The organism is Thermomonospora cellulosilytica (genome assembly GCF_014138835.1).
Taxonomy (GTDB): Bacteria; Actinomycetota; Actinomycetes; order Streptosporangiales; family Streptosporangiaceae; genus Thermomonospora; species Thermomonospora amylolytica.
On the sequence record NZ_JACJII010000001.1, the window covers coordinates 6,306,870 to 6,332,125 of the forward strand.

Annotated in this window: 26 protein-coding genes; 13 read left to right on the forward strand and 13 right to left on the reverse strand. The window is 71.7% G+C overall.

Features of this window, described 5'->3' with window-relative positions; genetic code table 11:
• Window positions 1-7: 7 nt before the first annotated feature.
• The 9 genes from HNR21_RS29710 to HNR21_RS29750 all read left to right on the forward strand — a co-directional run bounded on the left by HNR21_RS29710 (window position 8) and on the right by HNR21_RS29750 (window position 8,422).
• Entirely contained in the window at window positions 8-526 is a 519-nt protein-coding gene (locus tag HNR21_RS29710) for a PH domain-containing protein (RefSeq protein WP_119729321.1), read from the forward strand.
• 249 nt (window positions 527-775) lie between these two features.
• Window positions 776-2,209 carry a hypothetical protein gene (locus tag HNR21_RS29715; protein WP_312881409.1) on the forward strand — a complete coding sequence of 478 codons (1,434 nt, stop codon included), beginning with the start codon at window positions 776-778 and terminating at the stop codon, window positions 2,207-2,209.
• Window positions 2,210-2,310: 101 nt separating this feature from the next.
• On the forward strand, window positions 2,311-2,754 hold the full coding sequence (locus HNR21_RS29720; RefSeq protein ID WP_182707763.1) for a hypothetical protein: 444 nt from the start codon (window positions 2,311-2,313) through the stop codon (window positions 2,752-2,754).
• Window positions 2,755-2,813: 59 nt separating this feature from the next.
• Complete coding sequence (locus HNR21_RS29725; protein WP_182707764.1) at window positions 2,814-4,160, forward strand: FHA domain-containing protein; 1,347 nt, start codon at window positions 2,814-2,816, stop codon at window positions 4,158-4,160.
• The gene (locus HNR21_RS29730) at window positions 4,160-5,842 is read left to right on the forward strand and encodes a cation:proton antiporter (RefSeq protein WP_220500351.1); all 1,683 of its coding nucleotides are present in this window, start codon (window positions 4,160-4,162) and stop codon (window positions 5,840-5,842) included. Before HNR21_RS29725 ends, HNR21_RS29730 begins: the two co-directional genes overlap by 1 nt.
• On the forward strand, window positions 5,842-6,627 hold the full coding sequence (locus tag HNR21_RS29735) for a serine/threonine-protein kinase (RefSeq protein WP_119729317.1): 786 nt from the start codon (window positions 5,842-5,844) through the stop codon (window positions 6,625-6,627). Before HNR21_RS29730 ends, HNR21_RS29735 begins: the two co-directional genes overlap by 1 nt.
• 361 nt (window positions 6,628-6,988) lie before the next feature.
• Window positions 6,989-7,555 (forward strand): TetR/AcrR family transcriptional regulator, encoded by a 567-nt coding sequence (locus tag HNR21_RS29740; protein WP_182707765.1) that lies wholly within the window; start codon window positions 6,989-6,991, stop codon window positions 7,553-7,555.
• A complete protein-coding gene (locus tag HNR21_RS29745) occupies window positions 7,539-8,051 on the forward strand; it encodes a DUF2867 domain-containing protein (protein ID WP_182707766.1) in 513 nt (170 codons plus the stop codon). The genes HNR21_RS29740 and HNR21_RS29745 overlap by 17 nt, the downstream gene beginning before the upstream one ends.
• Window positions 8,048-8,422: a DUF6463 family protein gene (locus HNR21_RS29750; protein WP_182707767.1), complete on the forward strand. Its 375-nt coding sequence runs from the start codon at window positions 8,048-8,050 to the stop codon at window positions 8,420-8,422. Before HNR21_RS29745 ends, HNR21_RS29750 begins: the two co-directional genes overlap by 4 nt.
• A gap of 15 nt (window positions 8,423-8,437) precedes the next feature.
• On the opposite strand, the gene HNR21_RS29755 is transcribed toward HNR21_RS29750, so the two are convergent.
• From HNR21_RS29755 to HNR21_RS29780, 6 genes are all read right to left on the reverse strand, one after another.
• The gene (locus HNR21_RS29755; RefSeq protein ID WP_182707768.1) at window positions 8,438-9,832 is read right to left on the reverse strand and encodes an NAD(P)/FAD-dependent oxidoreductase; all 1,395 of its coding nucleotides are present in this window, start codon (window positions 9,830-9,832) and stop codon (window positions 8,438-8,440) included.
• 13 nt (window positions 9,833-9,845) lie between these two features.
• Window positions 9,846-10,679, reverse strand: coding sequence for an ABC transporter permease (locus HNR21_RS29760; RefSeq protein ID WP_182707769.1), 834 nt, complete (start codon window positions 10,677-10,679; stop codon window positions 9,846-9,848).
• Window positions 10,676-11,503, reverse strand: a complete 828-nt coding sequence (locus HNR21_RS29765; RefSeq protein ID WP_182708900.1) for an ABC transporter permease — start codon at window positions 11,501-11,503, stop codon at window positions 10,676-10,678. The genes HNR21_RS29760 and HNR21_RS29765 overlap by 4 nt, the downstream gene beginning before the upstream one ends.
• Before the next feature lie 36 nt (window positions 11,504-11,539).
• The gene (locus HNR21_RS29770; RefSeq protein ID WP_182707770.1) at window positions 11,540-12,778 is read right to left on the reverse strand and encodes a polyamine ABC transporter substrate-binding protein; all 1,239 of its coding nucleotides are present in this window, start codon (window positions 12,776-12,778) and stop codon (window positions 11,540-11,542) included.
• Window positions 12,775-13,923 (reverse strand): ABC transporter ATP-binding protein, encoded by a 1,149-nt coding sequence (locus HNR21_RS29775; protein ID WP_119729310.1) that lies wholly within the window; start codon window positions 13,921-13,923, stop codon window positions 12,775-12,777. Before HNR21_RS29775 ends, HNR21_RS29770 begins: the two co-directional genes overlap by 4 nt.
• Window positions 13,924-14,113: 190 nt before the next feature.
• Window positions 14,114-15,559 carry a gamma-aminobutyraldehyde dehydrogenase gene (locus tag HNR21_RS29780; RefSeq protein WP_182707771.1) on the reverse strand — a complete coding sequence of 482 codons (1,446 nt, stop codon included), beginning with the start codon at window positions 15,557-15,559 and terminating at the stop codon, window positions 14,114-14,116.
• Between the two features lie 248 nt (window positions 15,560-15,807).
• Here HNR21_RS29780 and HNR21_RS29785 point away from each other — a divergent pair, with 248 nt between their 5' ends.
• Window positions 15,808-16,305 (forward strand): Lrp/AsnC family transcriptional regulator, encoded by a 498-nt coding sequence (locus HNR21_RS29785; RefSeq protein WP_119729308.1) that lies wholly within the window; start codon window positions 15,808-15,810, stop codon window positions 16,303-16,305.
• A 234-nt stretch (window positions 16,306-16,539) separates the two neighbouring features.
• Here the strand turns inward: HNR21_RS29785 and HNR21_RS29790 are convergent, their stop codons facing one another.
• Entirely contained in the window at window positions 16,540-16,974 is a 435-nt protein-coding gene (locus HNR21_RS29790; protein WP_182707772.1) for an HIT family protein, read from the reverse strand.
• A gap of 58 nt (window positions 16,975-17,032) precedes the next feature.
• Between HNR21_RS29790 and HNR21_RS29795 the strand changes: the two genes are divergently transcribed.
• A complete protein-coding gene (locus HNR21_RS29795; protein WP_182707773.1) occupies window positions 17,033-17,788 on the forward strand; it encodes an ABC transporter ATP-binding protein in 756 nt (251 codons plus the stop codon).
• Window positions 17,789-18,054: 266 nt separating this feature from the next.
• Window positions 18,055-18,699, forward strand: coding sequence for a hypothetical protein (locus tag HNR21_RS29800; RefSeq protein WP_182707774.1), 645 nt, complete (start codon window positions 18,055-18,057; stop codon window positions 18,697-18,699).
• A 183-nt stretch (window positions 18,700-18,882) separates the two neighbouring features.
• On the opposite strand, the gene HNR21_RS29805 is transcribed toward HNR21_RS29800, so the two are convergent.
• The 3 genes from HNR21_RS29805 to rlmN all read right to left on the reverse strand — a co-directional run bounded on the left by HNR21_RS29805 (window position 18,883) and on the right by rlmN (window position 21,717).
• Complete coding sequence (locus HNR21_RS29805; protein WP_119729303.1) at window positions 18,883-19,692, reverse strand: DUF1963 domain-containing protein; 810 nt, start codon at window positions 19,690-19,692, stop codon at window positions 18,883-18,885.
• 364 nt (window positions 19,693-20,056) lie between these two features.
• Window positions 20,057-20,581: a DivIVA domain-containing protein gene (locus HNR21_RS29810; protein ID WP_182707775.1), complete on the reverse strand. Its 525-nt coding sequence runs from the start codon at window positions 20,579-20,581 to the stop codon at window positions 20,057-20,059.
• 2 nt (window positions 20,582-20,583) lie between these two features.
• On the reverse strand, window positions 20,584-21,717 hold the full coding sequence (gene rlmN / locus HNR21_RS29815; RefSeq protein ID WP_182707776.1) for a dual-specificity RNA methyltransferase RlmN: 1,134 nt from the start codon (window positions 21,715-21,717) through the stop codon (window positions 20,584-20,586).
• 76 nt (window positions 21,718-21,793) lie between these two features.
• Here rlmN and HNR21_RS29820 point away from each other — a divergent pair, with 76 nt between their 5' ends.
• On the forward strand, window positions 21,794-22,966 hold the full coding sequence (locus HNR21_RS29820) for a suppressor of fused domain protein (protein ID WP_182707777.1): 1,173 nt from the start codon (window positions 21,794-21,796) through the stop codon (window positions 22,964-22,966).
• Window positions 22,967-22,993: 27 nt separating this feature from the next.
• Here HNR21_RS29820 and HNR21_RS29825 read toward each other — a convergent pair whose 3' ends face one another.
• From HNR21_RS29825 to pyrH, 3 genes are read right to left on the reverse strand one after another with little or no spacing between them, the layout of a single operon-like run.
• Window positions 22,994-23,866, reverse strand: coding sequence for a phosphatidate cytidylyltransferase (locus HNR21_RS29825; protein WP_119729300.1), 873 nt, complete (start codon window positions 23,864-23,866; stop codon window positions 22,994-22,996).
• On the reverse strand, window positions 23,866-24,423 hold the full coding sequence (gene frr / locus HNR21_RS29830; protein ID WP_119729299.1) for a ribosome recycling factor: 558 nt from the start codon (window positions 24,421-24,423) through the stop codon (window positions 23,866-23,868). The genes HNR21_RS29825 and frr overlap by 1 nt, the downstream gene beginning before the upstream one ends.
• Before the next feature lie 60 nt (window positions 24,424-24,483).
• A complete protein-coding gene (gene pyrH / locus HNR21_RS29835; protein ID WP_119729298.1) occupies window positions 24,484-25,221 on the reverse strand; it encodes a UMP kinase in 738 nt (245 codons plus the stop codon).
• Window positions 25,222-25,256 lie beyond the last annotated feature (35 nt).

Here is a 25,256-nt window from a genome sequence, read left to right on the forward strand (position 1 = left end):
ACCGCCGATGAACATGCAGGACATGATGGTGTTCCGCGACGCCGGTTCGCGGACGGTCGACAAGTACCTGATGTCCTACGAACGCCATGTCATCGCGGTCCGGCGGCATCCGGCGGTGCTGCTGCAGTCGGCGGCCGAGACGCTGGGCGGGCTGCTGGTGTCGGCGCTGGTGCACACCTACACCGGGATCCCGTTGCTGTGGCTGCCCTGGCTGTTTTTGGTGGGACGGCTGGTGTGGAAGGTGATCACCTGGTCGATCGAGTTCTTCATCGTGACCGAGCACCGGGTGATGATGGTGACCGGCGTGCTCAACCGCAAGGTCGCGATGATGCCGCTGGCCAAGGTGGAGGACATCAAGCTGGACCGGTCGGTGGTGGGCCGGATGCTGGGATACGGCGAGTTCGAGATCGAGTCCGCCGGTGACAAACAGGCGCTGCGAAACGTCGCCTACATGCCGTATCCCGAGCAGCTCTATCTGGAGATCTCGTCCATGATCTTCGGCGCCGAGGACGAGTCCCCGGACTGAAAACCTTTCCCCGCCGAGCTTTTCGCCTAGCCGGGTCAGGACAGTGTCCTGCCTGTTCGGGGACGTTCGCCCTATCGCTCAATGATCCCAACCGGCTCTAGGGTTTGTGCGTCCAACGCGGTTAGACAGTACATCTCGGACCAGGGGATCGACATGCGCTCCAGCCCACCGACCCGCGGCGACCTGACACCTGAGTTGCTGCATACCTCCCAGTGGACCGACGAACAGTTGCACGCCGCAGGAATCCCGGTGCACGACATTCCGTTCGTCACCGTGGGAGGCGGGATCGGCTCCTTCGTCACGCTGGACTACCTGCGGGTGTACGGCGTGCCGACGACCAGCCTGCGGGTGCTGTCCAACATCGACACGCCCTGGGAGACCTACGAGTACCTGACCCGGGTGTCCCAGATCCCCCGTCCCGAGCGCATCCGGTCCGACTCCTCCTCCCGCCCGGACAACCTGTGGGGCTTCCCGTCCTACGCGCTGGAGGAGGCGTGGCGGGAGAAGAAGCTCAGCTACCTGTGGCAGGTCGGCACCGAGCCGATCGTCAACGACTACTGGACCCCCCGCGCCGGCACGGTCTTCAGGAACCTCGAACGCGAGGCCAAGCGCATCTCCTACTGGGACATGCTGGTCAAGGGCCAGGTCCGGATGGTGCGCAAGCGCGTCGGCGGGGGCTACTTCACCGTGCTGACGCCGCCGGAGGGGCTCAGCGAGACCCGGCGGGTGGCGTTCCGCTCCCAGTACGTGCACCTGGCGATCGGCTACCCGGGCCTGAAGTTCCTGCCCGACCTGCAGGACTTCCGTGAGCGCTACCAGGACTACACCCGCGTGGTGAACGCCTACGAGCGGCACGAGCACGTCTACGAGACCCTCAAGAACCGGCCGGGCGTCGTGGTGGTGCGCGGCGGCGGCATCGTCGCCTCCCGGGTGCTGCAGCGGCTGATGGACGACCGGGAGAAGTTCGGGCTGCAGACGCAGATCGTGCACATCTTCCGCACGTTCATCGCCGGCTCGCACGGGCCGAACATCTTCATGCGGCGGCGCGGCGGCGACGGCTGGGCGTACCAGGGCTTCAACTACCCCAAGTCGGTGTGGGGCGGCCAGCTCAAGGCGCAGATGCGCAAGCTGGACGGCGAGGACCGCAAGAAGCTCTACAAGGACATGGGCGGCACCAACACGCCCAAGCGGCGGCGCTGGCAGCAGCAGATGGCCAAGGGCCGCCGGGAGAACTGGTACCACGCGTTCCAGGGCGTGGTGGACAAGGTCGAGCCCAGCCCCGACAACCGGCTGGTCAGCCATGTGCGCAGCAACGACGGCCGGGTCCAGCAGTACGTGTCGGACTTCATCATCGACTGCACCGGGCTGGAGGCCGACATCACCGAGCACCGGGTGCTGGCCGACCTGTTGCAGCACAGCGGCGCGGGGCGCAACCCGCTGGGCCGGCTGGAGGTGGAGCGGCACTTCGAGGTGAAGGGCACCGCCAGCGGCAACGGCGCGCTGTACGCCTCGGGCACGGCCACCCTCGGCGGCTACTTCCCCGGGGTGGACACCTTCCTGGGACTGCAGATCGCCGCCCAGGAGATCGCCGACGACCTGGCCCGCCGGGGCTTCTGCAAGAAGCTGGGCCCGCTGCGGTCCACCTCGCAGTGGCTCAAGTGGGCGCGCAACAAGGCCATCTGACCTGCCTCGTCTGGGGGGCGGCCCCCAGACCCCCGAAGGCGGGCCGGGCGACCGCGGCGTAGCGAGGATCGCCCGAACCGCACGACGACGAAAGGTCCATCGTGGTACCCACGCTGTTCGGCCGGATTCAGACCCGGCTCTTCCTGCTCGCGACGGTCGGCCTGGTGGTCACCGCGCTGATCGTGCCGGTGCTGCCCGGCACCGGCGGCGCCGGGCTCGCCGACCTGTACCAGACCGGCCTGGTGGTGCTCGCGTCCGTCGCGGTCCTCGGGGTGGTCTGGGAGTTCGTCTACCACTTCCTGATGCAGTTCCGCTGGGAGAAGGACTGGCCGACGATGTTCGGCCTGCTCACCCTGATCAACGAGGGCCTGCTGCTGTGGGCGCTGCTGGAGCTGGACGCGGTCCCGGGGATCGCGGTGAGCCCGCCCGCCGCGGCGTTCTGGACGCACTTCCTGGTGGTGTGGCTGGTGGTGTGGCTGGTGGCGAACGGCCCGATGCGGGTGCCGTTCATCCGCTGGCGGTTCCGTGGGGGGCGGCTGGTATGAACCGCCTCGACCACGGCGCGCAACCCGTCGCGCAACCCTCCGCCCTCCCGTCCGGCCCGATGGTGCGGCCGCTGTCCGGCGGCGGGCTGGTCGCCCACGCCGGCGGGCTGCTGCTGGCCTGTGACGCCGCCGACGACGTGGCCGACCGGCTCCTGCAGGCGCTGTGGGCGGCCGCCGGCGACGGCCGCGACCCCGACGCCGGCCGTGCCCTGATCCGGAACGTGGCACAGGTGCTGGCCGGTGCGATGGCCACGTCCATGGCCGCCTGCGCGGTGGCCGGTCCCGCCGACGGGGGGGCGGCGGTGCTGGTCTCCGGGAACGCCACGGCGACCGTGTCCGGTGCCGAGGGCGAGCTGACGCTGGGCGGGCAGACCGCGCTGACCTGGACCGACCGGTTCGTGAGCGGACCGGTGGGCCGGATCGAGCTGCGGCTGCCGACCGCCGGGCAGGCGCATCCGCGGGCGCGGCTCGATGCCGGGGTCGTGCCCGGCGGCGGCCTGCAGTGGCTGGCCGACCCGGCCGGGGCCGCCGCGCCGCCCGCCCGGCCCGCGCAGGCCGCGCACCCGGCACAGCCCGCGCAGCCCGCACAGCCCGTGCAACCCGCACAGCCGGCGCAGCCGCACGAGCAGTGGCAGGCGCAGGCGCTCCGGCTGCCGGAGGCCCCGACCGATCCGCGCCGCGAAGCGGCCCGTGCGGGCGCGCCCGCCGCGCCGCCCGCCCCGCAGCAGGCCGACGCGCCGACCTCGCGCGGCATGCCGCCGGTGCCCGACGAGCCCGTCGCGGGGGCACGGGCCGCGGCGCCCGGCGACATCCCGCCCGAGGACATCCGGTCGCAGCCGTTCGAGTCGGTGCTGCTGGTCCAGCCGCCGGACGCGCCCGCCGCGCCGGCGCCGCCGCCGCGCACCCGGATCGACCCCGAGCCGGACTCCCGGCCCGAGGTGTGGGGCGGCGACTGCAAGAACGGCCACTTCAACGATCCCCGCGCCCACTACTGCGGGGTGTGCGGCATCGCCATGGGCCAGCTCACGGTGATCCCGCGCCGCGGCCCGCGCCCCCCGCTGGGCGTGCTGCTGCTGGACGACGGGATGGCGTTGCGGCTGGACACCGACTACGTGATGGGTCGCGACCCGGAGCGGGCCGACCTGGTCACCGCGGGCAAGGCGCGCCCGGCCCGGGTCGACGACCAGGGCGGCTCGGTGTCGCGCCGGCACCTGCACGTGATGCTGCAGGACTGGGACGTGATGCTGGTCGACCTCGGCTCGGTGAACGGCACCTACGTGATCCCGCCGGGCGAGTCGGAGTACCAGCAGATCCCGGCCGGCACCCCGTTCCAGATCTGGCCGGGGACCATGGTGCGGCTCGGCGCGTCGCGCAGTTTCCGCTACGAGTCGCATAGGAAGCGCTGATGCGGGTCGACATTCTGCTGCTGGACATCGTCGTCGTCCTCGCGCTGGCCCGGCTGCTGGGCATGGGCGCCCGGCTGATCGGCCAGCCCCCGGTGATCGGCGAGATCGTGGCCGGGATCGTGCTGGGGCCGACGCTGCTGGGCGACGTGATCGGCCAGCAGTTGTTCCCCGCCGACCTGCGGCCGGTGCTCAAGGGCCTGGCCGACGTGGGCCTGGTGCTGTTCATGTTCGTGGTCGGCATGGAGCTGGACCAGAAGCTGGTGCGCGGCAGGGGCCGGGTCGCCGCGAGCGTGTCGCTGAGCTCGACGCTGCTGCCGTTCGGGCTGGGCTGCCTGGTGGCGCTGTGGCTGGCCGCCGACCACGACCAGGGGCGGACGCTGCCGTTCGTGCTGTTCTTCGGCGCGGCCATGTCGGCGACGGCGTTCCCGGTGCTGGCCCGCATCCTGACCGACCGGCAGATGCACCGCACCCGGCTGGGCGGGCTGGCGCTGGCCTGCGCGGCGATCATCGACGTGCTGGCGTGGACGGTGCTGGCGGTGGTGGTCGCCATCGCCGGGACCGGGGGGTCCGGCCAGTGGCAGGTGGCGCTGGCGGTGCCGTTCGCGCTGGTGATGTTCCTGGGCGTGCGGCCCCTGCTGCGGCGGATGGTGCCGGCCTACGAGAAGGCCGGGCGGCTGACGCCCAACCTGCTGGCGCTGGTGCTGATCGGGCTGTTCGCGTCGGCGTGGGCCACCGAGTGGATGCACGTCCACTTCATCTTCGGGGCGTTCCTGTTCGGCGCGGTGATGCCGCGCGAGGGCGCCGAGAAGCTCAACCACGAGATCCTGGAGCGGCTGGAGCAGCTCGCGGTGCTGTTGCTGCTGCCGATGTTCTTCGTGGTGGCCGGCATGTCGGTGGACCTGACCACCCTCGACCTGGGCGGCGTCGGCGTGCTGGCGGTGATCCTGGCCGTGGCGATCGGCGGCAAGCTGGGCGGCGCCTACGTGGCCGCCCGGCTGCAGCGGGTCCCGGGCCGGCAGGCCGCGGCGCTGGCCGCGCTGATCAACACCCGCGGGCTCACCGAGATCGTGATCTTGAGCGTGGGCCTGGAGAAGGGCGTCCTGGACACCGAGCTGTACTCGCTGATGGTGGTGATGGCGCTGGTCACCACCGCGATGACCGGTCCGCTGCTGAGCCGGGTCTACCCGGCCCGGCAGGTGGAGCGGGATCTGGCCGAGGCGCAGCGGGCGGCCGCGGGACCGCGGGTCGACCGCCGGGTGCTGGTGGTCGTGGAGGATCCCGACGAGGTCGAGGGGCTGGCCGAGATCGCCCGCGAGCAGGCGGCCGGCGACGGCTCCCGTGAGGTGGTGCTGGTCCATCTGCGGCCCTACCCGGCCGAGCGGCTGGAGGTCGGGCTGGGCCTGTCGGCGGAGCTGGCCGAGATGGCCGGCACCATGGCCGGGCTGGAACGGCTGGCCGCCGCGATCCGCACCGAGGAGCTGCCGGTCCGGGTGGTCAGCCGGTTCTCCGCCGACGTGGCCGCCGAGCTGCCCGGACTGGTCGCCGGCGCCGAACCCCACGTGATCGTCATCGCCCCGACCGCCCCCGGGCAGGCCGCCGTGCGGCGCGCCGCCGGGCGGCGGGTCACCCTGGTCGACCCGGCCGAGCGCCGCGCCGTTCAGCCGGCTGGAAAGGACACCTGATGCAGGGCATCGCCGACTACGACTTCATCCGCTCGCTCGGCAAGGGCAACCACGGCGAGTTCTTCTTGGCGTACCGGCCCGAGCGGCTGCCGGTCGAGGACGAGTACGTGGCCGTCAAGGTGGTCGGCGGGACGGGCGAGGACGCCTTCCGCCGCGCCACCCGGGAGCTGAAGGCGTTCGCCGCCGTCCGCTCCCCGCACCTGGTGACGCTGTACGACGCCGGGCAGCAGGCCGGGATCTTCTACTACTCGATGGAGTACCTGCCGGGCGGGTCGCTGGCGTCCCCGGCGGGGCCGCGCGACCGCGCCGACTACCACCGGGCGCTGGCCTGCGCCGCCCGCGCGGCCCAAGCCCTGCACGACGCGGGGATCGTGCACCGCGACATCAACCCCTCGAACGTGCTGCTCACCGAGGACGGCGGCAAGCTCGCCGACCTGGGGCTGGCGCAGGTGCTGGCCCCGGGCGTCACGATCACCGGGATGGGGGCGCTGCCGTCGGTGGAGTTCACCGACCCGGCGGTGCTGCGCGGCGAGCCGGCCACCACCGCGGTGGACGTGTGGTCACTGGGCGCGGTCCTGCACTGGTTCGCCGCCGGAACGGGCATCTACGGCGGCCTGCCGGTGCACGACCCGCTGCTGACGCTGCGCAAGGTCCTCAGCAACGCGCCCACGGTCTCCGAGGACCTTCCCCCGAAGGTCGCCGACCTGGTCCGTTCCTGCCTCGGCGACCCGAGCACCCGCCCCACCGCCGCCCAGTTCGCCGAACGCCTGGAGACCCTGGTCTAGGCCCCCGGCGGGCGGCTGCCCGGTCCGAGGACGAGCCGCCGCGATCCATCGGAACGGCGCCACCGGAAATCCGGTGGCGCCGTCTTCATATCCGTTCTCACCGGGGCTGACGCACGCCTCATGATCCGATGGACATCGGCACGACGACTCCCCGAAAGGCCGTCCGACCGCACACCGGAGCGTGCCGCACAGGATCGAGGAGACCGCACGGCACGCCGGTCACCTGGGCATATGCGCGAACTCGTCGGCGGCCGGACCGGCTGTCCCCCGGCCGCCCGAGGCGGGCGCTCCCCCGCCCGGAGAGCAGACCATACGGTTTGGTATGCTCATCTCCATACCAAACGGTATGGAATGGTGAGGGATGGCGAGCAAGACGGACTGGCTGGACGCGGGGCTGGAGATCCTGGCGGCCGAAGGCGCCCCGGCGCTGACGATCGAGCGGCTGACCGGGCGGCTCGGGCTCAGCAAGGGGTCGTTCTACCACCACTTCGGGGGCATGGGCGGCTTCCGGACGGCGCTGCTGCGGCACTTCGAGGACAAGGGCACCACGCGGTTCATCGAGGAGGCCGAGCGCGATCCGGCGGCGCCGCCGCTGGTGCGGCTGCGGCGGCTGCTGGACCTGGTGGTCGGCGACGAGACGGGGCCGGAGCTGGAGATCGCCGTGCGGGCCTGGGCGCTGCAGGACCCGGAGGTGCGGCGGGTCCAGGAGCGGATCGACGCGACCCGGATGGCGTACCTGCGTTCGCTGTGGCGGCAGTACGGCGGCGACGCGCGGGAGGCCGACCGGATCGCCCGGCTGCTCTACCTGATCACCATCGGGGCCGAGCAGATCGTCCCCACGCTGGCCCCCGCCGAGCTGCGGGAGGTCTACGAGCTCACCATCCGGCTCGCGACGAGGCGAGGAGAGGACGATGCGGACCACGCCTGACATCCCCGAGCTGCGCTCGCTGACCGAGGACGCCGACCACGTCGACGTCAAGGTCGCCGAGGCGGCGCTGACCCTGCGGGAGTACGCCGCCGCCACGCTGAGCTGGCAGCCGGCGTGGCTGACCGCGCTGTTCCGGGTGCGCGACGTGTTCGCGCGGGGCGCGGGGCTCGAAACGACCGCCGGCCGGATGGGGCGACGGCTGCGACCGGAGGACGTGCCCTTCACCCCGGGCGCCCCGGTGCATTTCTTCACGGTGACCGAGGCCGCCGAGGACCGGTATCTGGTGCTGGAGGCCGCCGACAGCCACCTGACGGCGTACCTGGCGATCATGGCCCGTCCCGACGGGGACCTCAACCGGTTCGAGGTGGTGACGGTGGTGAAGTACCACCGCAGGCTCGGGTCCCTCTACTTCAACCTGATCCGTCCGTTCCATCACCTGGTGGTGGCTGGCATGGCCCGCGCCGGGGCGCGGGCCGCCCGGGGAGGTCGCTCGTGAACACATGGGTCCGCTGGCTGCCCCGCCTGATCATCGGCCTGGCGGTCGTCCACACCGTCTACGCCTTCGCGGTGATGCCCGGAGCATGGGGCGACATCCTCCGCGCCGGGGTGTTCAACGGTGTCGAGGGCGACGCCGAGCGGGAGGCCGTGCTGTGGTTCTTCTTCGCGGGCATCGGCTTCTTCGCCGTCGGCACCCTGACCCGGTGGGCCCTGCGCACGACCGGCCGCGTCCCCCGGCAGGTCGGCGGCTACCTGCTTCTGCTGGGCGTCCCGATGTCGATCATCGAGCCCGTTTCCGGAGGCTGGGCGCTCATCGCCGTCGGCGTCCTGGCCCTGGTCGCCGCGCGGCGGACCGGGCGCGTCGCCTGAACGTCCGGACGGGGGTCAGGAGTCGAAGCCGAGGCCGAGGCGGTCGAGGGTGCGCAGCCACAGGTCGCGGCGGCCTCGGTCGCGGTCGGCCCGGGCGATGGAACGGCGGGTCAGCTGGATCCCGGCGTAGCGGAGGGGTTCCGGCGGGAACGGGATCGGCTTGTTGCGCACCATCTGCAGGCGGGTGCGCTCGGTGTCCTCGCCGGACAGCAGGTCGAGCATCACGGCCGCGCCGAAGCGGGTCGCGCCCACCCCGAGGCCGGTGTAGCCGGCCGCATAGGCCAGGCGTCCCCGGTGGGCGGTGCCGAAGAACGCGCAGAACCGGCTGCACGTGTCGATGACGCCGCCCCACGCGTGGGTGAAGCGGAGCCCTTCGAGCTGGGGGAACGTCTGGAAGAAGTGCCGGGCGAGGGTGGCGAAGGTGGCGGGGCGGCGTTCCAGCTCGGCGCGGATCCCGTTGCCGTAGTGGTAGACGGCGTCGTACCCGCCCCACAGGATCCGGTTGTCGGCGGTCAGCCGGTAGTAGTGGAACTGGTTGGCGCTGTCGGCCAGCCCCTGGCGGTGACGCCAGCCTATGGAGGCGAGCTGTTCCGCACTGAGGGGCTCGGTCATGAGGGCGTAGTCGTACACCGGGACCAGGTAGTGCCGCAGCCGCTTGAGCAAGGGCGGGAAGACCCCCGTCCCCAGCGCGACCTTCGCCGCCGACACCCTCCCGTACGGGGTGACGAGCCCGAACCTGCCCGAACGGTCGGTGAGCGAACGCACGGGGGTCCGCTCATGGATGCGCACCCCCAGTGAGCGGCACGCCTCCGCCAGCCCCCACGCCAGCTTGGCCGGGTGCAGCATCGCGGTGCCGTCCTTGTCCCACAGCCCGCCGACATAGGTGGGCGAGTCGACCTCGGCGCGGACCTGCTCGGCGTCCAGCAGCGTCATGTCCTGGCCCAGCCCGCGGGCGGCCTCGGCCAGCTCGGCGAGATCGTCCAGCTGCCACGGCGCGGTGGCCACGTCCAGCTCGCCGGTGCGCTCGAACTCGGCGTCGATCCCGTACCGGGCGAGGGTCCGTTCGATGCCGTCGAGGTTGTCGCGGCCGAGGCGTTCCAGGGCGGCGATCTCGCCGGGCCAGCGTTCCAGGCCGTTGCCGAGCCCGTGGGTGAGGCTCGCCGAGCAGAAGCCCCCGTTGCGCCCGGAGGCCGCGCCGCCGATCCGGTCGGCCTCCAGCACCACCACGTCCAGTGACGGGTCGCGTTCCTTGGCCATCAGCGCGGTCCACAGCCCCGAGTAGCCGCCGCCCACCACCGCCAGGTCGCAGGTGACCGGGCCGACCAGGGCGGGCTCGGGCTCCGGCCGGGCCGGGTCGGTCAGCCAGTAGGGCACCGGCTCGGCCTCGGCCAGCGACTTCAGCACGTCCACGACGAGAGCCTCCTCAGACCCGGCGGGCCCGCCGGCGGGTCATGATCACGTTGACCACCGCCAGCAGCACACCGGCCGCGAACAGCAGCGTCCCCATCACGTTGACCTGCGGTGGGGTGCCCGTCCGGGTGGACCCCCACACCCACAGCGGGAACGTCACCGTCGAGCCGCTGGTGAAGTTGGTGATCACGAAGTCGTCGATGGACAGCGCGAACGCCAGCAGCGCCCCCGACACCACCCCGGGCATGATCAACGGCAGGGTGACCAGCCGGAACGTGGTCCACGGCCCGGCCCCCAGATCACGCGCCGCCTCCTCGATCGAGGGGTCCAGCCCGACCGCGCGGGCCCGCACCGTCATCGCCACGAACGCGATCGAGAACATCACGTGCGAGACCAGGATCGTGCCGAAGCCGCGCGGGGTGTTCAGCGTGACGAACATCGACAGCAGCGAGGCGCCCATCACCAGTTCGGGGCTGGAGATCGCGGCGAACAGCACCAGGTTCGACACGCCCTTGCCGCGGAAGGCGTACCGGCCCAGCGCCAGCCCGGCCAGCGTCCCCAGCACCGTGGTGATGACCGTGCTGGCCAGCGCGATCACCACCGAGTTGACCAGCGCCGTGGTGAGGTCCTCCCGCTCGAACAGCCGGGCGTACCACTCGAGGGTGAAGCCCTCCCAGGTGAAGTTGAACTTGCTGGAGGTGTCGTTGAACCCGAACGCGATCATCACCGCGATCGGCAGCACCAGCCAGCCGATCACCAGCCAGGTGTAGATCCGCAGGCCGAGCCCCTTGGGGAGGCCGCGGCGCCGCCGGGCGGCCGGGGCGTCCTTCGTCGCGGTGATGGTCATCGGCCCGCCGCCTCCAGCACGTCCCTGGTCCCGAGCACCCGCGCGTACAGGAAGATCCCCACCAGCAGGATCGCCATCAGCGTGAACGACAGCGCCGAGGCGGTCGGGTAGTTGCTGTTGTTGAAGTACTCGGTCTGGATCACGTTGCCGATCATGGTGTTGTCCGGCCCGCCGAGGATCGCGGCGTTGACGTAGTCGGCCGAGATCGGCACGAACGTCATGATCACCCCGGCGAACACCCCGGGCAGCGACAGCGGCAGCACCACCCGGAAGAACGCCTGCACCCGCCCGGCGTACAGGTCCTGGGCCGCCTCCACCAGCCGGTGGTCGACCCGTTCCAGCGCCACGTAGATCGGCAGCACCATGAACGGCAGGAAGTTGTAGGCCAGCCCGAAGACCACCGCGTACCAGGTCTGCAGCACGTGGAAGCCGTCCGGCAGCAGCCCCCAGCCCTTCAGCGTCCCCAGCACGATCCCGTTGTCGGCCAGCACGAACTTCCACGACACCGTGCGCAGCACGAACGACACGAAGAACGGCACCAGCAGCAGGAACAGGTACAGCCCCTTGCGGTCGCCGGCGTGGAAGGCGATCCAGTACGCCACCGGGTAGGCGACGGCGATGCACAATCCGGTGGCCAGCAGCCCGTACCACAGCGACCGGACGAACTTGTCGCCGTAGGTCGCCAGCCCCTCGGTGTAGTTCTGCCAGTGCAGCGTCTGCCGGAACCCGTCGATCAGGTTGCCCTCCTGCAACGACAGCGAGAGCATCGTGATCAGCGGGACCGCGAAGAAGATCGCCAGCCACAGCCCGGCCGGCAGGATCATCAGGTACGGCGCCAGCGCGCCCCGGGACCGCCGCACCTACGACCCCTGCGGGATCGGGGTGAAGATCTTCTGGTACTGGGTCTCCTCCGCCTGGGTGAGGGTCCGGTAGCGGCGCAGCCTGGCCATGTCCTGCTCGGTGGGGAACACCAGCGGGCTGGTCGCCAGCTGCTCCAGCGCCGTCCTGTCCTCACCGGTGGCCTTGGCGGCGTCCTGCCTGATGATCTCCTGGGTGGCCGGGACCGGGGTGATGTAGTTGATGTACTCGGTCAGCGTGGCGTTGGCGCGCGGGTCGTACAGCCAGTCCATCAGGGTGATGGCGTCGACCGGGTTGGCGGCGGTCCTGGGGATGCACATGTTGTCGGTCCACAGCGTGCCGCCCTCCTGCGGGACGACGAACTTCACGTCCTCCAGCCCGAGGCTGTAGACGTCGCCCGACCATGCCTGGGTGATCCACACGTCGCCCTTGGACAGCGCGTCGGCGTAGTCCTGGGTGTAGTACTTGCGCACCAGCCCGCGCTGCTCGCGCAGCTTGGCGGCGGCCTTCTCCCAGTCGGCGGGGGTGGACTTCTCCGGGTCGACGCCGACCGCGAACATCCCGAAGTTCCCCAGCTCCTGGGAGTCGGCCATCATGCCGATCTTGCCCTTGTACTTGGCGTCCCACAGGGAGGCGATGCTGGTGATCTCCTCGTCGACGTACTTGGTGTTGTAGGCGATCCCGGTGATCCCCGACATGAACGGGACCGTGAACGCGTTGTTCGGGTCGTAGGAGGGGTTCTTGAAGCCCTGCCCGGCGTTCTTGGCGAACGCCTGGAGCCTGGAGTGGTCGAGCGGGGCCAGGAAGCCGAGCTGGCGGCACTTCTCGAGCTGGATGCCGTTCGACATGACCATCAGGTCGAAGTCGATGGACTGCCCGGCCCGCAGCGGCGCCTCGATCTTGCCGAACCACTCGGCGTTCTCCTGGATGACCTCCTGGTAGTTCACCTGGATGCCGGTGGCCTTGGTGAACGCCTTGAGGGTGGCGCGGTCCTCCTCCATGTAGCCGGGCCAGTTGGCCCAGTCGAGCCGGCCGTTCCTGGCCTTGCCCGCCCAGAACTTCTCCACGTCGGAGGCGGTGACCTTGTCCTTGCCGCCCTGCCCCTCGACCCCGCAGGCGGCCAGTGCCAGCCCGGCGCCGGCCGCCCCGAACAGCCGCAGGACGTCGCGCCTGCCGACGTGGCGGGGGCTGGTGAGGCCGCGGCGGAAGGCGGGGTCGCCGCCGTGCGGGTACCGGCTCATGATGCTGCTCCAATCAGGTACGAGTACCGGGGGTCCCACGACAGCCACACGCCGTCGCCCCGTACGGCGATGTCCTCGGCACCGGTCGCGTTCTGGGTGAAGACGACCACCTCGGCGCCCGTCGAGGTGGTCACGTTGTAGTTGGTGGAGGTGCCGAGGTAGACCACCTCGGTGACCGTCCCGCGCAGCGCGGAGTCCCGGTCGGCCGGGGGCCGGGTGGCGATCTCGATCTTCTCCGGGCGCACGGTCAGCTCGATCCGCTGCCCGGCCGCCACCGGGATGCCGTCGCGCAGCGGCACCACGATCCGCTGGCCCTCCCCCGCGGCGATCACCGCCCGGCCCGCGGCGACCTCGGTGACCTCGCCGGACAGCAGGTTGGAGGTGCCGATGAACCCGGCCACGAACCGGCCGGCGGGATGCTCGTAGACCTCACGGGGCGAGCCGAGCTGCTCGATCCGGCCGTCGTTCATGACCGCGATGCGGTCCGACATGGTCAGCGCCTCGCTCTGGTCGTGGGTGACGTACACGAACGTCACGCCGACCTCGCGCTGGATCCGCTTGAGCTCCACCTGCATCTGCTGGCGCAGCTTGAGGTCCAGAGCGCCCAGCGGCTCGTCCAGCAGCAGCGCCCGCGGCCGGTTGACCAGCGCGCGGGCCAGCGCGACCCGCTGCTGCTGGCCGCCCGACAGCCGGGCCGGACGGCGCTTCTCCCGCCCGGCCAGGTCGACGATCTCCAGCATCTCGCCGACCCGCCGGGCGATCTCGGAACGCTCCACGCCCTTGCGGCGCAGCCCGAACGCCACGTTCTCGAACACGCTCATGTGCGGGAACAGCGCGTACGACTGGAACACCATGTTCACGTCGCGCCGGTGCGCGGGCACCCCGGTGACCCGCTCGCCGTGCAGGAACACCTCGCCCTCGGTGGGCTCCTCGAACCCGGCGATCATCCGCATGGTGGTGGTCTTGCCGCACCCGGACGGCCCCAGCAGGGAGAAGAACTCCCCCTCCCCGATCGCCAGGTCGATCCCCTTGACCGCCCGCACGACCTCACCGTGCGACCGGTACTCCTTCACCACCCCGGCCAGCTCGATCGCCGGCAGCGTCCCCTGCCCGTCGCGCACGGGGGCGTCCTGTGTCTCGGTCATCTACGGGCATTCCCTCTCATCTGCTCGAACCCCCGACGACGCCCCCGCCGGCCGTCCCCCGCGCCCGGTGCCCGCCGGGCCGCCGCCACGGCCGCCGGGCCACCGGCACGTGCGGGCGTGCCTGTACGGCGGAAGCCGGTGCGGCTGCCGGTGGCCGGGCGGGGGGCTGGGGTTCACGGGCGTCGGGGGATCAGTCGCCGATGTAGTGCATGACGTGCTTGATCCGCGTGTAGTCCTCGAAGCCGTACATCGACAGGTCCTTGCCGTAGCCGGAGTGCTTGAAGCCGCCGTGCGGCATCTCCGACACGAACGGGATGTGGGTGTTGACCCAGACGGCGCCGAAGTCCAGGCGGCGGGTCATCCGCATGGCGCGGGCGTGGTCCCTGGTCCACACGCTGGCGGACAGACCGTACTTGACGCCGTTGGCCCGTTCGACCGCCTGGTCCTCGGTGCCGAAGGTCTGCACGGTGATGACGGGGCCGAAGATCTCGTTCTGGGTCATCTCGTCGTCCTGGCGCAGGCCGGTGACCACCGTGGGGGCGAAGAAGTAGCCGCCGTCGTAGCCCTCGCCGGTCAGCCGGTGCCCGCCGGTGGTGACCTCGGCGTGCTCGGGGGCGCGGTCCAGGAAGCCCTGGACGCGTTCCAGCTGATTGGCGTTGTTGACCGGGCCGAAGTAGGCGTCCGTCATGCTGGGCGGGCCGACCTTGGTGCCCTTGGCCTGCTCGGTGAGGGCGGCGGTGAACTCCTCGGCGATCCGCTCGTGCACCAGGACCCGGGTGGCGGCGGTGCAGTCCTGCCCGGCGTTGAAGTACCCGGCGCCGGCGATCCCCTCGGCGGCCTTGGCGACGTCGGCGTCGTCGAACACCACCACCGGGGCCTTGCCGCCCAGTTCCAGGTGCACCTTCTTGAGGTCCCGGGCGGCGGAGGCGGCCACCTCCATGCCGGCCCGGACGCTGCCGGTGATCGACACCATCTGCGGAACGGGGTGCTCCACCAGCGTCCGGCCGGTGTCGCGGTCGCCGCACACCACGTTGAACACGCCCGGCGGCAGGAACTCGGCGGCGATCTCCGCCAGCAGCAGCGTGGACACCGGGGTGGTGTCGGAGGGCTTGAGCACCACGGTGTTGCCCGCCGCCAGCGCCGGGGCGAACTTCCACACCGCCATCATCATCGGGTAGTTCCACGGCGTGACCTGGGCGCACACCCCGATCGGCTCGCGCCGGATGGTGGAGGTGTGGTCGGTCATGTACTCGCCGGAGGAGCGGCCCTCCAGGATCCGGGCGGCGCCGGCGAAGAACCGGATGTTGTCGACCATCGGCGGGATCTCCTCCTCCGCCGTCAGGCCGACCGGCTTGCCGGTGTTGCGGCACTCGGCCTCGATCAGCTCCTCGGCCCGGGCCTCCACCGCGTCGGCGATCCTCAGCAGCGCCAGGGCGCGGTCCTTGGGGGTGGCGTCCCGCCAGCCGGGGAACGCCTCGGCGGCGGCGCGCACCGCGGCGTCCACGTCCTCGGCACCCGACACCGGTGCCTCGGCGTAGGCCAGTCCGGTGCTCGGGTCGATCACCTCCGAGGTCCGGCCGTCCTTGGCGTCGACGTATTCTCCGCCCACGAAGTTCCGCAGTCGCTTGCCGGTCACCCTTGACCTCCGTAGTCCATCGCGGCGCGCCCCTGGGATCCCGGAGCGCGCCCTGGTCGCACCTTCGCAGACAATAACCCCACCTGACAAGGGATTCCGTTGTTACGATCGAGTTTCACGACTGATTCGCTTGATCTTCCGCCCTAACTGGCCGGATGTCGCAGCATGATGAGACGGGAGGCGGACCCGGGACGGGCCGCCCTACGCTGATTGCGCGCGACCCCGGCACCGACGCGAGGAGTGCCCCGATGACGGACGTCCCCCAGCAACGGCCGCGGCCGCCGGCCGGCACCGCCCGGGGCGTGCACCTGGACGAGCTCTCCAAGCGGATCATCGAGCAGCTGCAGACCGACGGCCGCCGATCGTACGCCGCGATCGGCAAGGCGGTGGGCCTGTCGGAGGCGGCGGTCCGGCAGCGGGTGCAGAAGCTGCTGGACACCGGGGTGATGCAGATCGTCGGCGTCACCGACCCGCTGATGCTGGGCTTCTCCCGGCAGATGATGATCGGGATCAAGTGCGAGGGCGACCTGGAGAAGGTGGCCGACGAGCTGGCCGCCATCGAGGAGATCGACTACGTGGTGATCACCGCCGGCTCGTTCGACATCCTGGTCGAGCTGGTCGCCGAGAGCGACGAGCAGCTCCTGGAGCTGCTCGGCCGCATCCGCGGCGTCCCCGGCGTCCTGACCACCGAGAGCTTCGTCTACCTCAAACTCCGCAAGCAGACCTACACCTGGGGCACCCGCTGACGACCCGCGCGGTCAACCGCACACCCGTACATCATCGAGCCGGACGTCCCGGGAACGCGTGACGCCAGCGGGGCCATGCGCCTCGCGCCCCGGGTCGCGAAGTCGAGGCCATGCGCCTCACGCCCCAGGTGCGCGAAGTCGAGGTCATGCGACCCGCGCCCCGGGCGCGCGCCGGTGGCGGAAGACGCCTGCGCGGCATCCGACGCCGATCCGCAGGCGGCTCCTGCGGAATGCTCATCGGAACTCGTTCAGCGCCTCGCGCAGGCGGGTCGCGTAGGCCGCCGCCTCGTCCTCGGAGGCGTACTTGGTGCGCGGCCAGAAGAACCCGCGCAGGCCGTCCTTGCGGTTGCGGGGCACCACGTGGATGTGCAGGTGGGGGACGCTCTGGCTGATCCGGTTGTTCATCGCCACGAACGACCCGGCGGCCTCCAGCGCCTCCTCCATGGCGGCGGCCAGCCGCTGGGCGTACCCGAACAGCGGGGCCAGCAGCTCCGCGGGCAGGTCGGGAAGGGTCTCGTGATGCTGTTTCGGCACCAGCAGCGTGTGCCCCTTGAACAGCGGCCGGTTGTCCAGGAACGCCATCGCGTCCCCGGTGTCCAGCACGACGTGGGCCTGGTGCTCGCCCTTGACGATCTCGCAGAAGACACAGCCTCCCGCTGCGCTCGGCATTCCGCCCTCCCCGCGCTTGACACCGGCCTTACACGATGATCGCTACCTTGCACAGCCTATGCGTCTGGAACGCGTCGCCTTCCGTTATCGGCGGTCCGCCCCCTGGGTCCTGCGGGACGTCGTCCTCTCCCTCGAGCCGGGCACGATCACCGAGGTCACCGGCCGCAACGGCGCCGGCAAGTCCACCCTCCTGCGTCTCGTCGCCGGCCTGCGCCGCCCGTCCCGCGGCGCCGTCACCGGCCGTCCCCGGAACGTCGGCTACGCCCCCGAGCGCTTCCCCGTCGCCCAGCCTTTCACCGTCCGCGCCTACCTGACGCACATGGCCGCCGTCCGCGGCCTGCCCGGCACGGCCGCCGACCCGTGGATCGAACGGCTCGCCCTGGGCCCCCTCCTGAACACCAGGCTCCCCGAACTCTCCAAGGGCAGCGCCCAGAAGGTCGGTATCGCCCAGGCCCTCCTGGCCCATCCCGGCCTCCTCGTCCTGGACGAACCGTTCGCCGGGCTCGACCCCACCACCCGCGACGCCCTGCCCGCCCTGGCCGCCGAACTCGCCCGCCGCGGCTCCACCCTCGTGATCAGCGACCACCAGCGCTGCATCGCAGACCTCCCAGGCGTCCGCCGCGTCCGCGTCGCCGACTCCACCGTCACCCCCCTCACCTCCGACGATCCACCGAACGCCCCGCCCACCTGGACCGTCCTGGAGGTGACCGTCCGCTCCGACGAGGCCGAAGCCCTGGCCGCCGAACTGGAATCCCGCGGCCACACCGTCACCGCCCGCCCTCCCTCCGCCCCGGCGGCCACCCCACCGACATGACCACCCGCCCCCGCGTACAGGGCACCTCGACACGGCGACCAGGGCACATCGAAAGTCCGACACCACGCAGGAGCACGCAGATCAATGCCTCGCCCGCACATCCGCCCTGACACGTGCCGCCCAGGAGGAGCGCCCACCGTCCGCCGCTCGCCGAAAGCCCTGACCCGGGAACGGCAGTGCAGCCCTTGACCACCGACCGACCCGCCTCGAGGACCCGGGCCTTCAGTGCCTTGGTCCGTTTCCACGTCCACGGCTACGCGCGCTCGTTGCGCGCTCTGCCGCCGGTGATCGTCGTGCTGCTGGCGCTGGTGCTGGTCCTCTCCCAATGGCCCAGCGGACCCGACGCGCCCACCCTGGCCGGTGGCACGCTGGGCGACGTCGCCGTCTTCACCTTCCTGCTGGCCGCCTGGACGGCCCGCTCCGTGCTCGACACCCCGCCCGACGAGCAGCGCGCCCTCACGACGACCGCGGCGGGCGGCCCCTTCCTCCCCGCCACGGCCGCCCTCCTCGCCGCCTACCTCGTCAACCTGACCCTCACCGTCCTGGTCGTGGCGCTCCCCCTGATCCAATGCGGCTCCGCCGGCACGGGCGCCTCCGCCATGCTCGCCGGCACCGCGCTCAACGCCCTGACGGCCCTGGCCGGCACCCTTCTGGGCGCCTACGCCCAGCGAGCCTTCATCCCCTCCCCCGCCCACTCCCTCCTGGCCCTCCTCACCGCCACCACCACCGCGCTCCTTCTGAGCATCGGCCCCCTCAGTCCCCTCTCGATCCCGATGATCGAGTGGATCCGAGCCGCCCACACCTCCCCCGAGGCGTTCACCACCGCCTTCCCCGGCCTGGCCGTCCACCTGATCCTCTGGTGCGCCGCCGCGACGGCCGTCCACCTCCTCCTGGCCCGTCACCCCAGATAGCCCCACCACCCGACACCGGCCCGGCTCGAACACCTCACACGCAGGCCGCCATGAGACGGCTCCAGGGGTGGCGCCGACCACCGGGTGCCCTGCCATCGCTGATGGCGGTAAGGGTTGTCGCTGGTGGAGTGGCTCGCCCAGAGGTGGTGACGGGGTGGCCGGTGGAGGGCTTGGGTCGGGCTGTCAGCGGGCTTGGAGGATGAGCCAGGAGTCCTCCAGGGGGGCGGACTTGCGGGTGCAGAAGTAGACGCGGCCGGGATCTCCCCAGTGCCAGCCGAGCCGGTCGTCGGAGTCGAGCTGGAGAAGGTGGCACCAGTCGTCGGCATCGGTCCGGTCGTGGGGTGGGAGGGGGAGGTCGGGGTCGTGGCCGGAGGAGGCGTGGCCGGCCTCGGCGGTCACGGGACGCTGGACGATGACGGGCCAGCCGCCGATCTGGTGGATCGGGTCGTCGGGCCAGATGTGCTGGAGCCAGGCGGCGTACAACTGCTCGTAGATGGCCAGGATGCCGCTGTAGCGGGACTCGACCTGCCGCAGGACGGGCTCCTGCGGGGCCGGCAGGGACAGGAAGGGGGCGGCGCCCAGGGTGCGGGACGGCGTGTGGTGGACGCCCTCGGGCGGTGACGCCTCGACCAGCTCGCCGGTGAAGACCCGCCAGCCGTCGCGTTCCTCGGCACGGCTGCCCCAGGGGCGCGGGGTGCGGCCGGCGTAGTAGAAGGCGGCGCGGCCGCTCTCGGGGATGTCGGGCTGCGGGAGGACGGCGGCCAGTTCGGCGAAGTCGACGAGGGCCAGGAAGTCCAGAGGGCGTCCGGCCCAGCGGGGCCAGGACTCGCCGGGCGGGAGCAGGGGCGTGCCGCCCAGCCGGACGGCCCTGCCCTGGCCGCCGAGCCGGAGCGCGGGGCGGGCCAACGGCACGATCGCGGCGCTGACCTCGGGGGCGAGGAAGACACCGAACAGTGAGTGCAGCCGCTGACGTTCAGTGACGATCCAGTCCATGCCAGGTAGCGTCCCCCGAGCGGAGCCGATTGGCCAGAGCTCTTTACGATTGTGGATAACCTTTCACGGCGATCCCTTTCCCGGCTTCCGCGATCTCCGGCGTTCTCCCGGCCGGAGCGATCATCCGCGTGTTCCGTCGCACCCCGGCGGACCAGCCACGACGCGCGGCGGCGACCGGCCCGGCACCCGCTGTGCCCGCGCCCGGACCGCCCGTCCCCGTTTTCGGAAACAGAGCGCCCCCGAACCGCCCAGCCCGAAATGGCGGGACACGGGATCGATGATCCGTTTCCACCGAGCCCGCCCATCACGAGCCGTGATCGGGCGGCACCCCGGCTCACCCCGGGAACGCCGTCCCGGAAAGGGCTCAGTACGCCGCCGACTCCAGCGCATCGGCCAGCCGGCTGAGGAAATGGTCCACCTCGCGCCGGTCGTACCCCAGGCCGAGGCGCACGGTCCGGAACGAGGCCGCGCGCACCTCGGCCGCGTCGACCCGTGGGCCCTGACCGCGCAGCCCCGCGATCACCCGGTCCAGGAACGCGTCCACGTCCCGGGCGTCGTATCCGGCGTGCTCCCCGGACCGCGAGGAGAACCGGGTGCCCTCGATCCAGCCGATCACCCGGGCGGGCTCCACCCGGGGACGTTCGGGCGGGCGCCGGGGCGGCGGTGGCGCCATCCGGGCCCGCAGCTCGGCGATGCTCTCGTACAGGAACTCGTCCACCGCCCGCTGGTCGTAACCCCGCAGCACCACCGCGAACCGGCTGCGCATCACGTCCTCGGGGGTGATCTCCCAGGAGCCGGTGCGCAGGGCCCGTTCGATGCGTTCGGTGAGCGCGTCGACCTGCGCGCAGTCGTAACCCCGCAGCACCACCGGGAAGCGCCGCTTGTGCATCCTCACTCCGTGGCGGCGGCCAGCTGCCCGCAGGCGCCGTCGATCTCCCTTCCCCGGGTGTCGCGCACGGTCACCGGCACGCCGTGGGCCTCCAGCCGGGCCACGAACTCCCGCTCGTCGCGCGGCCGCGAGGCGGTCCACCTCGACCCCGGCGTCGGGTTCAGCGGGATCAGGTTGACGTGCGCCAGCCGCCCCTTCAGCAGCCGGCCGAGCAGGTCGGCCCGCCACGCCTGGTCGTTGACGTCCTTGATCATCGCGTACTCGACGGACACCCGGCGGCCGGTGCGGTCGGCGTACGCCCAGGCGGCGTCCAGCACCTCGCGGACCTTCCAGCGGGTGTTGATCGGCACCAGCTCGTCGCGCAGCTCGTCGTCGGGCGCGTGCAGCGACACCGCCAGCCGGACCGACAGGTCCTCGGCGGCCAGCTTCTCGATCGCCGGGACCAGGCCCACCGTGGAGACGGTCACCGAACGCTGGGAGATGCCCAGGCCGTGCGGGGCCGGGTCTGTGATCCGGCGGACCGCGCCGAGCACCGCCTTGTAGTTGGCCAGCGGCTCGCCCATGCCCATGAACACGATGTTGGACACCCGGCCGGGCCCTCCGGCGATCTGCCCGCGGGCCAGCGCCCGGGCGCCCGCCACGACCTGCTCGACGATCTCCGCGGTGGACAGGTTGCGGGTCAGCCCCGCCTGCCCGGTGGCGCAGAACGGGCAGTTCATGCCGCAGCCGGCCTGCGAGGACACGCACATGGTGATCCGGTCCGGGTAGCGCATGAGCACCGACTCGACCAGCGTGCCGTCGAACAGCCGCCAGACCGTCTTACGGGTCGTGCCACCGTCGCAGTCCAGCGCCCGCACCTGGGTCAGCAGCGGCGGCATCAGCTCGGCGGCCAGCCGGTCGCGGACCGCGGCGGGCAGGTCGGTCATCTGCGCCGGGTCGTCGACCAGCCGGGCGAAGTAGTGCCGCGACAGCTGGTCGGCCCGGAACGGCTTCTCCCCCAGCTCGGCCACCGCCTGCCGGCGTTCGGCGGAGGTCAGGTCGGCCAGGTGGCGCGGCGGCCTGGCGCGGCGCGGGGCCACGAACGTGAGCTTGCCGGGCTCCGGCGGCGCGGGGACCGGCTGAGTGGTGGAAGACATGGTCCCTCCAGTGTGGCAAACACCGGGTGATGCCTTCGCCGTGCGGCGGCCACGACGGCCCACTACAGTGCCGATCATGGCGGTTTTGCGCAGAACCTCGGGCTCCTCCCGACCGTCCGCCCCGGACACGGGGGCGCGGGTCCTGCTCGCCGACACCAGCCCGTACGGCAGCCGCCGTCTCACCGTGGAGACCGACGGCGTCACCACCGCGGCGTACCTGCGGGACGCCCGGGACACGGTGATCGGGGCGACGTGGATCGCCAACCACCAGCCGGCCCAGGCGGGCATGGACCTGGCGCGGCTGAACGCCGGGCTGACGCCGATGATGCCCGCGGGCCGCACCCGGCATCCCGAGGGCCGGGCCGCGCTGGACCCCGGTGCGCTGGAGGCCGTCTGGTTCGAGGAGGGCGACGGGGCGGCGGTGCTGGAGGACGGCGAACCGCTGTGCGTGATCCCGGCCTGGTCCGACATGAACCGCGGCATCCCCGGCTACACCCGCGACGCGACCGCCCAGAGCCCGTTCGCCTTCCCGCTCGAGGAGGAGATCGAGGAGTTCGCCGGGCGGATCGAACGGTCCCGGGCGTTCTGGGAGTGGTGCCGCACCGAGGGGGCGTGGGCGCAGTTCCAGCAGTCCGCGCTCGGGCACCTGCTCAACCGGCTCGGCCCGGGCGGGCACTACTGGCATGACGTGGGCCGCCAGTTCCGCGGCCCCGGCGCCGCCCCCGGCGCGGCCCCGGTGGTGAGCGTGTCGGAACGGCCCGCCCGCCCCGGGCGGGACTTCACCGTGCTGAGCACCCTCGGCATGAGCCGGCAGCGGATGCCGACGGTGGAGCTGTACGAGGACGACGTGTCCGCCTACGCGCGGATCGAGCTGGCGGTGGCGACCACGCTGCCGAGCCGGCGGGCGGGCAGCATCTTCCCGTGGCTGGCCCAGTACCCGTGGCGTTCGGTGACCTGGTTCGCCCCCGGCGACATGGTGAAGTGGTACCACGAGCCGAGGACGTTCCCGCTGAACGCCCCCGACGCCGCGGACCCGCGCTGGTCGGGCGTGCTGCTGCTCGACGACCCCGGCCGCCTGCCGGGCCCGCAGGCCCCCGACCTGACCGGGCTGACGGTCGGCGGCGACCCCGTGCGCTGGCTGTGGCTGGTCCCGATCACCGACGAGGAACGCCGGTACGCCAAGGCGCAGGGCTCCAACGCCCTGGTGCGCCGCCTGCGCGACGAGGGCCGTACCTGGGTCGTCTCCTGACGGCCCGCGCCCCGGCGGCCGGGGCCGTCAGGAGGTGCGGACGAAGAGCTCCAGCAGCAGCCAGACCACCGGCGCGGTCATGATCAGGGAGTCCAGGCGGTCCATCACGCCGCCGTGCCCGGGCAGCAGCGTGCCCAGGTCCTTCAGGCCCAGGTCCCGCTTGATCAGCGACTCCACCAGGTCGCCGACGACCGCCGTGCACACCACGGCCGCGCCGAGCAGCGCGCCCTGCCACAGATGCCCGTCGTCCAGCCGCCAGGGCACCAGCCAGGCGCCGACGACCATGCAGGTGAGCGCCGACCCGGCGAAGCCCTCCCAGGTCTTCTTGGGGCTGATGGTCGGGGCCATCTTGTGCCTGCCCAGGAAGGCCCCGGCGAAGTAGCCGCCGATGTCGCTGGAGACGGTGACGGCGATGAAGATCGTGATGCGGTCGGCGCCGTCGTCCGGGGCCAGCATCAGCGCGACGACGCCGCCCATCAGCATCACGTACCCGACGATGAACAGCGCCGCCGTGGCGTCCCGCACGTACCCCTCGGCGCCCGCCCGCATCCGCCACGTCAGCAACACCAGCACGGTCAGCGCCAGCGCCGCCGCCAGGCCGAGCGGCCCGGCCAGGTAGGCGGCCAGCAGGGCGGCGACGATGCCCGCGACGGCGGGCGCCTGCGGCACCCGGATCTGCCGGGAGCCGAACGCCTGGGTCAGTTCCCGCACCGCCAGGGCCAGGAACACCGTCATGACACCGAGGAAGATCTCCTTGACGGTGTAGAGGGAGACCAGGACCAGCGCGCCGAGGGCCAGGCCCACGCCGATGGCGACGGGCAGGTTGCGGCCGGCGCGGCCGGTGGACGTGGGGGGACCGGCCGGGGGCGGGGGCGCCTCCCGGCCGTGTGCGGCTTCCATCAGACTTCGAGCAGCTCCGCCTTCTTGTGCTCGAGGAGCTCGTCGATCTGGGCGACGTACTTGTGCGTCGTGTCGTCGAGTTCCTTCTCCGCACGCCGGACCTCGTCCTCGCCGGCCTCGCCGTCCTTGGCCAGCTTGTCGAGGGCGTCCTTGGCCCGCCGCCGGATGTTGCGGATGGAGATCTTGCTGTCCTCGGCCTTGCCGCCGGCGATCTTGATGTACTCGCGGCGGCGCTCCTCCGACAGCTCGGGGAAGACCACCCGGATGACGTTGCCGTCGTTGCTGGGGTTGACGCCCAGGTCACTGTCCCGGATCGCCTTCTCCACCGCGGCCATCGAGGACTTGTCGAAGACCTGCACGATCACCATGCGCGGTTCGGGCAGCGTGAACGAGGCCAGCTGGTTGATCGGCGTCGGCGTCCCGTAGTACTCGGCGGTGATCTTACTGAACATGGCGGGCGTGACCCGGCCGGTGCGAATGCCCGCGAGGTCGTCCTTGGCGACCGCCACCGCCTTCTCCATCTTCTCTTCGGCTTCGAAGAGGATCTCCTCGATCACTTCGGGCTCCCGTCACCTTGTCCTGCGCCTGCCTGCCGCCCGGCCGTGGCCCGCGGCCGGTCAGCCGTCCGCCGGGCTGACCAGCGTGCCGATCTTCTCGCCCCGGACGGCCCGGATGATATTGCCCTGCCCCATCAGGTCGAAGACCACGATGGGGAGGTTGTTGTCCATGCAGAGGCTGATGGCCGTGGCGTCCATGACCTTCAGCCCGCGCTGTAGGACTTCACCGTAGTCCAAATGGTCGAACTTGACCGCGTCCGGATTCTTCCGCGGGTCGGCGTCGTACACGCCGTCGACCTGGGTGCCCTTGAGCACCGCCTCGGCGCCGATCTCCAGCGCGCGCTGCGCCGCGCAGGTGTCGGTGGAGAAGAACGGCTGGCCGAGGCCCGCGCCGAAGATGACGACCCGGCCCTTCTCCAGGTGCCGGATCGCGCGCCGCGGGATGTACGGCTCGGCGACCTGGCCCATCGTGATCGCGGTCTGCACCCGGGTGTCCAGACCGAGCTTCTCGCAGAAGTCCTGCAGCGCCAGGCAGTTGATCACGGTGCCCAGCATGCCCATGTAGTCCGACCGGCCGCGGTCCATGCCGCGTTCGGCCATCTGGGCGCCGCGGAACATGTTGCCGCCGCCGCACACCACGGCGACCTGCACGCCCTCGCCCACCGCCTCGGCGATCGCCTTGGCCACGTGGTGGACGACCTGCGGGTCGATGCCCAGCGGCTCGTTGCCGGCGAACGCCTCGCCGGACAGTTTCAACAGCACCCGCTTCCAGCCGCCCCGGGGCAGTCCCGGCTGCACCGGAGTCCGCGGCGATGACGACGAGGCCGCCGTCG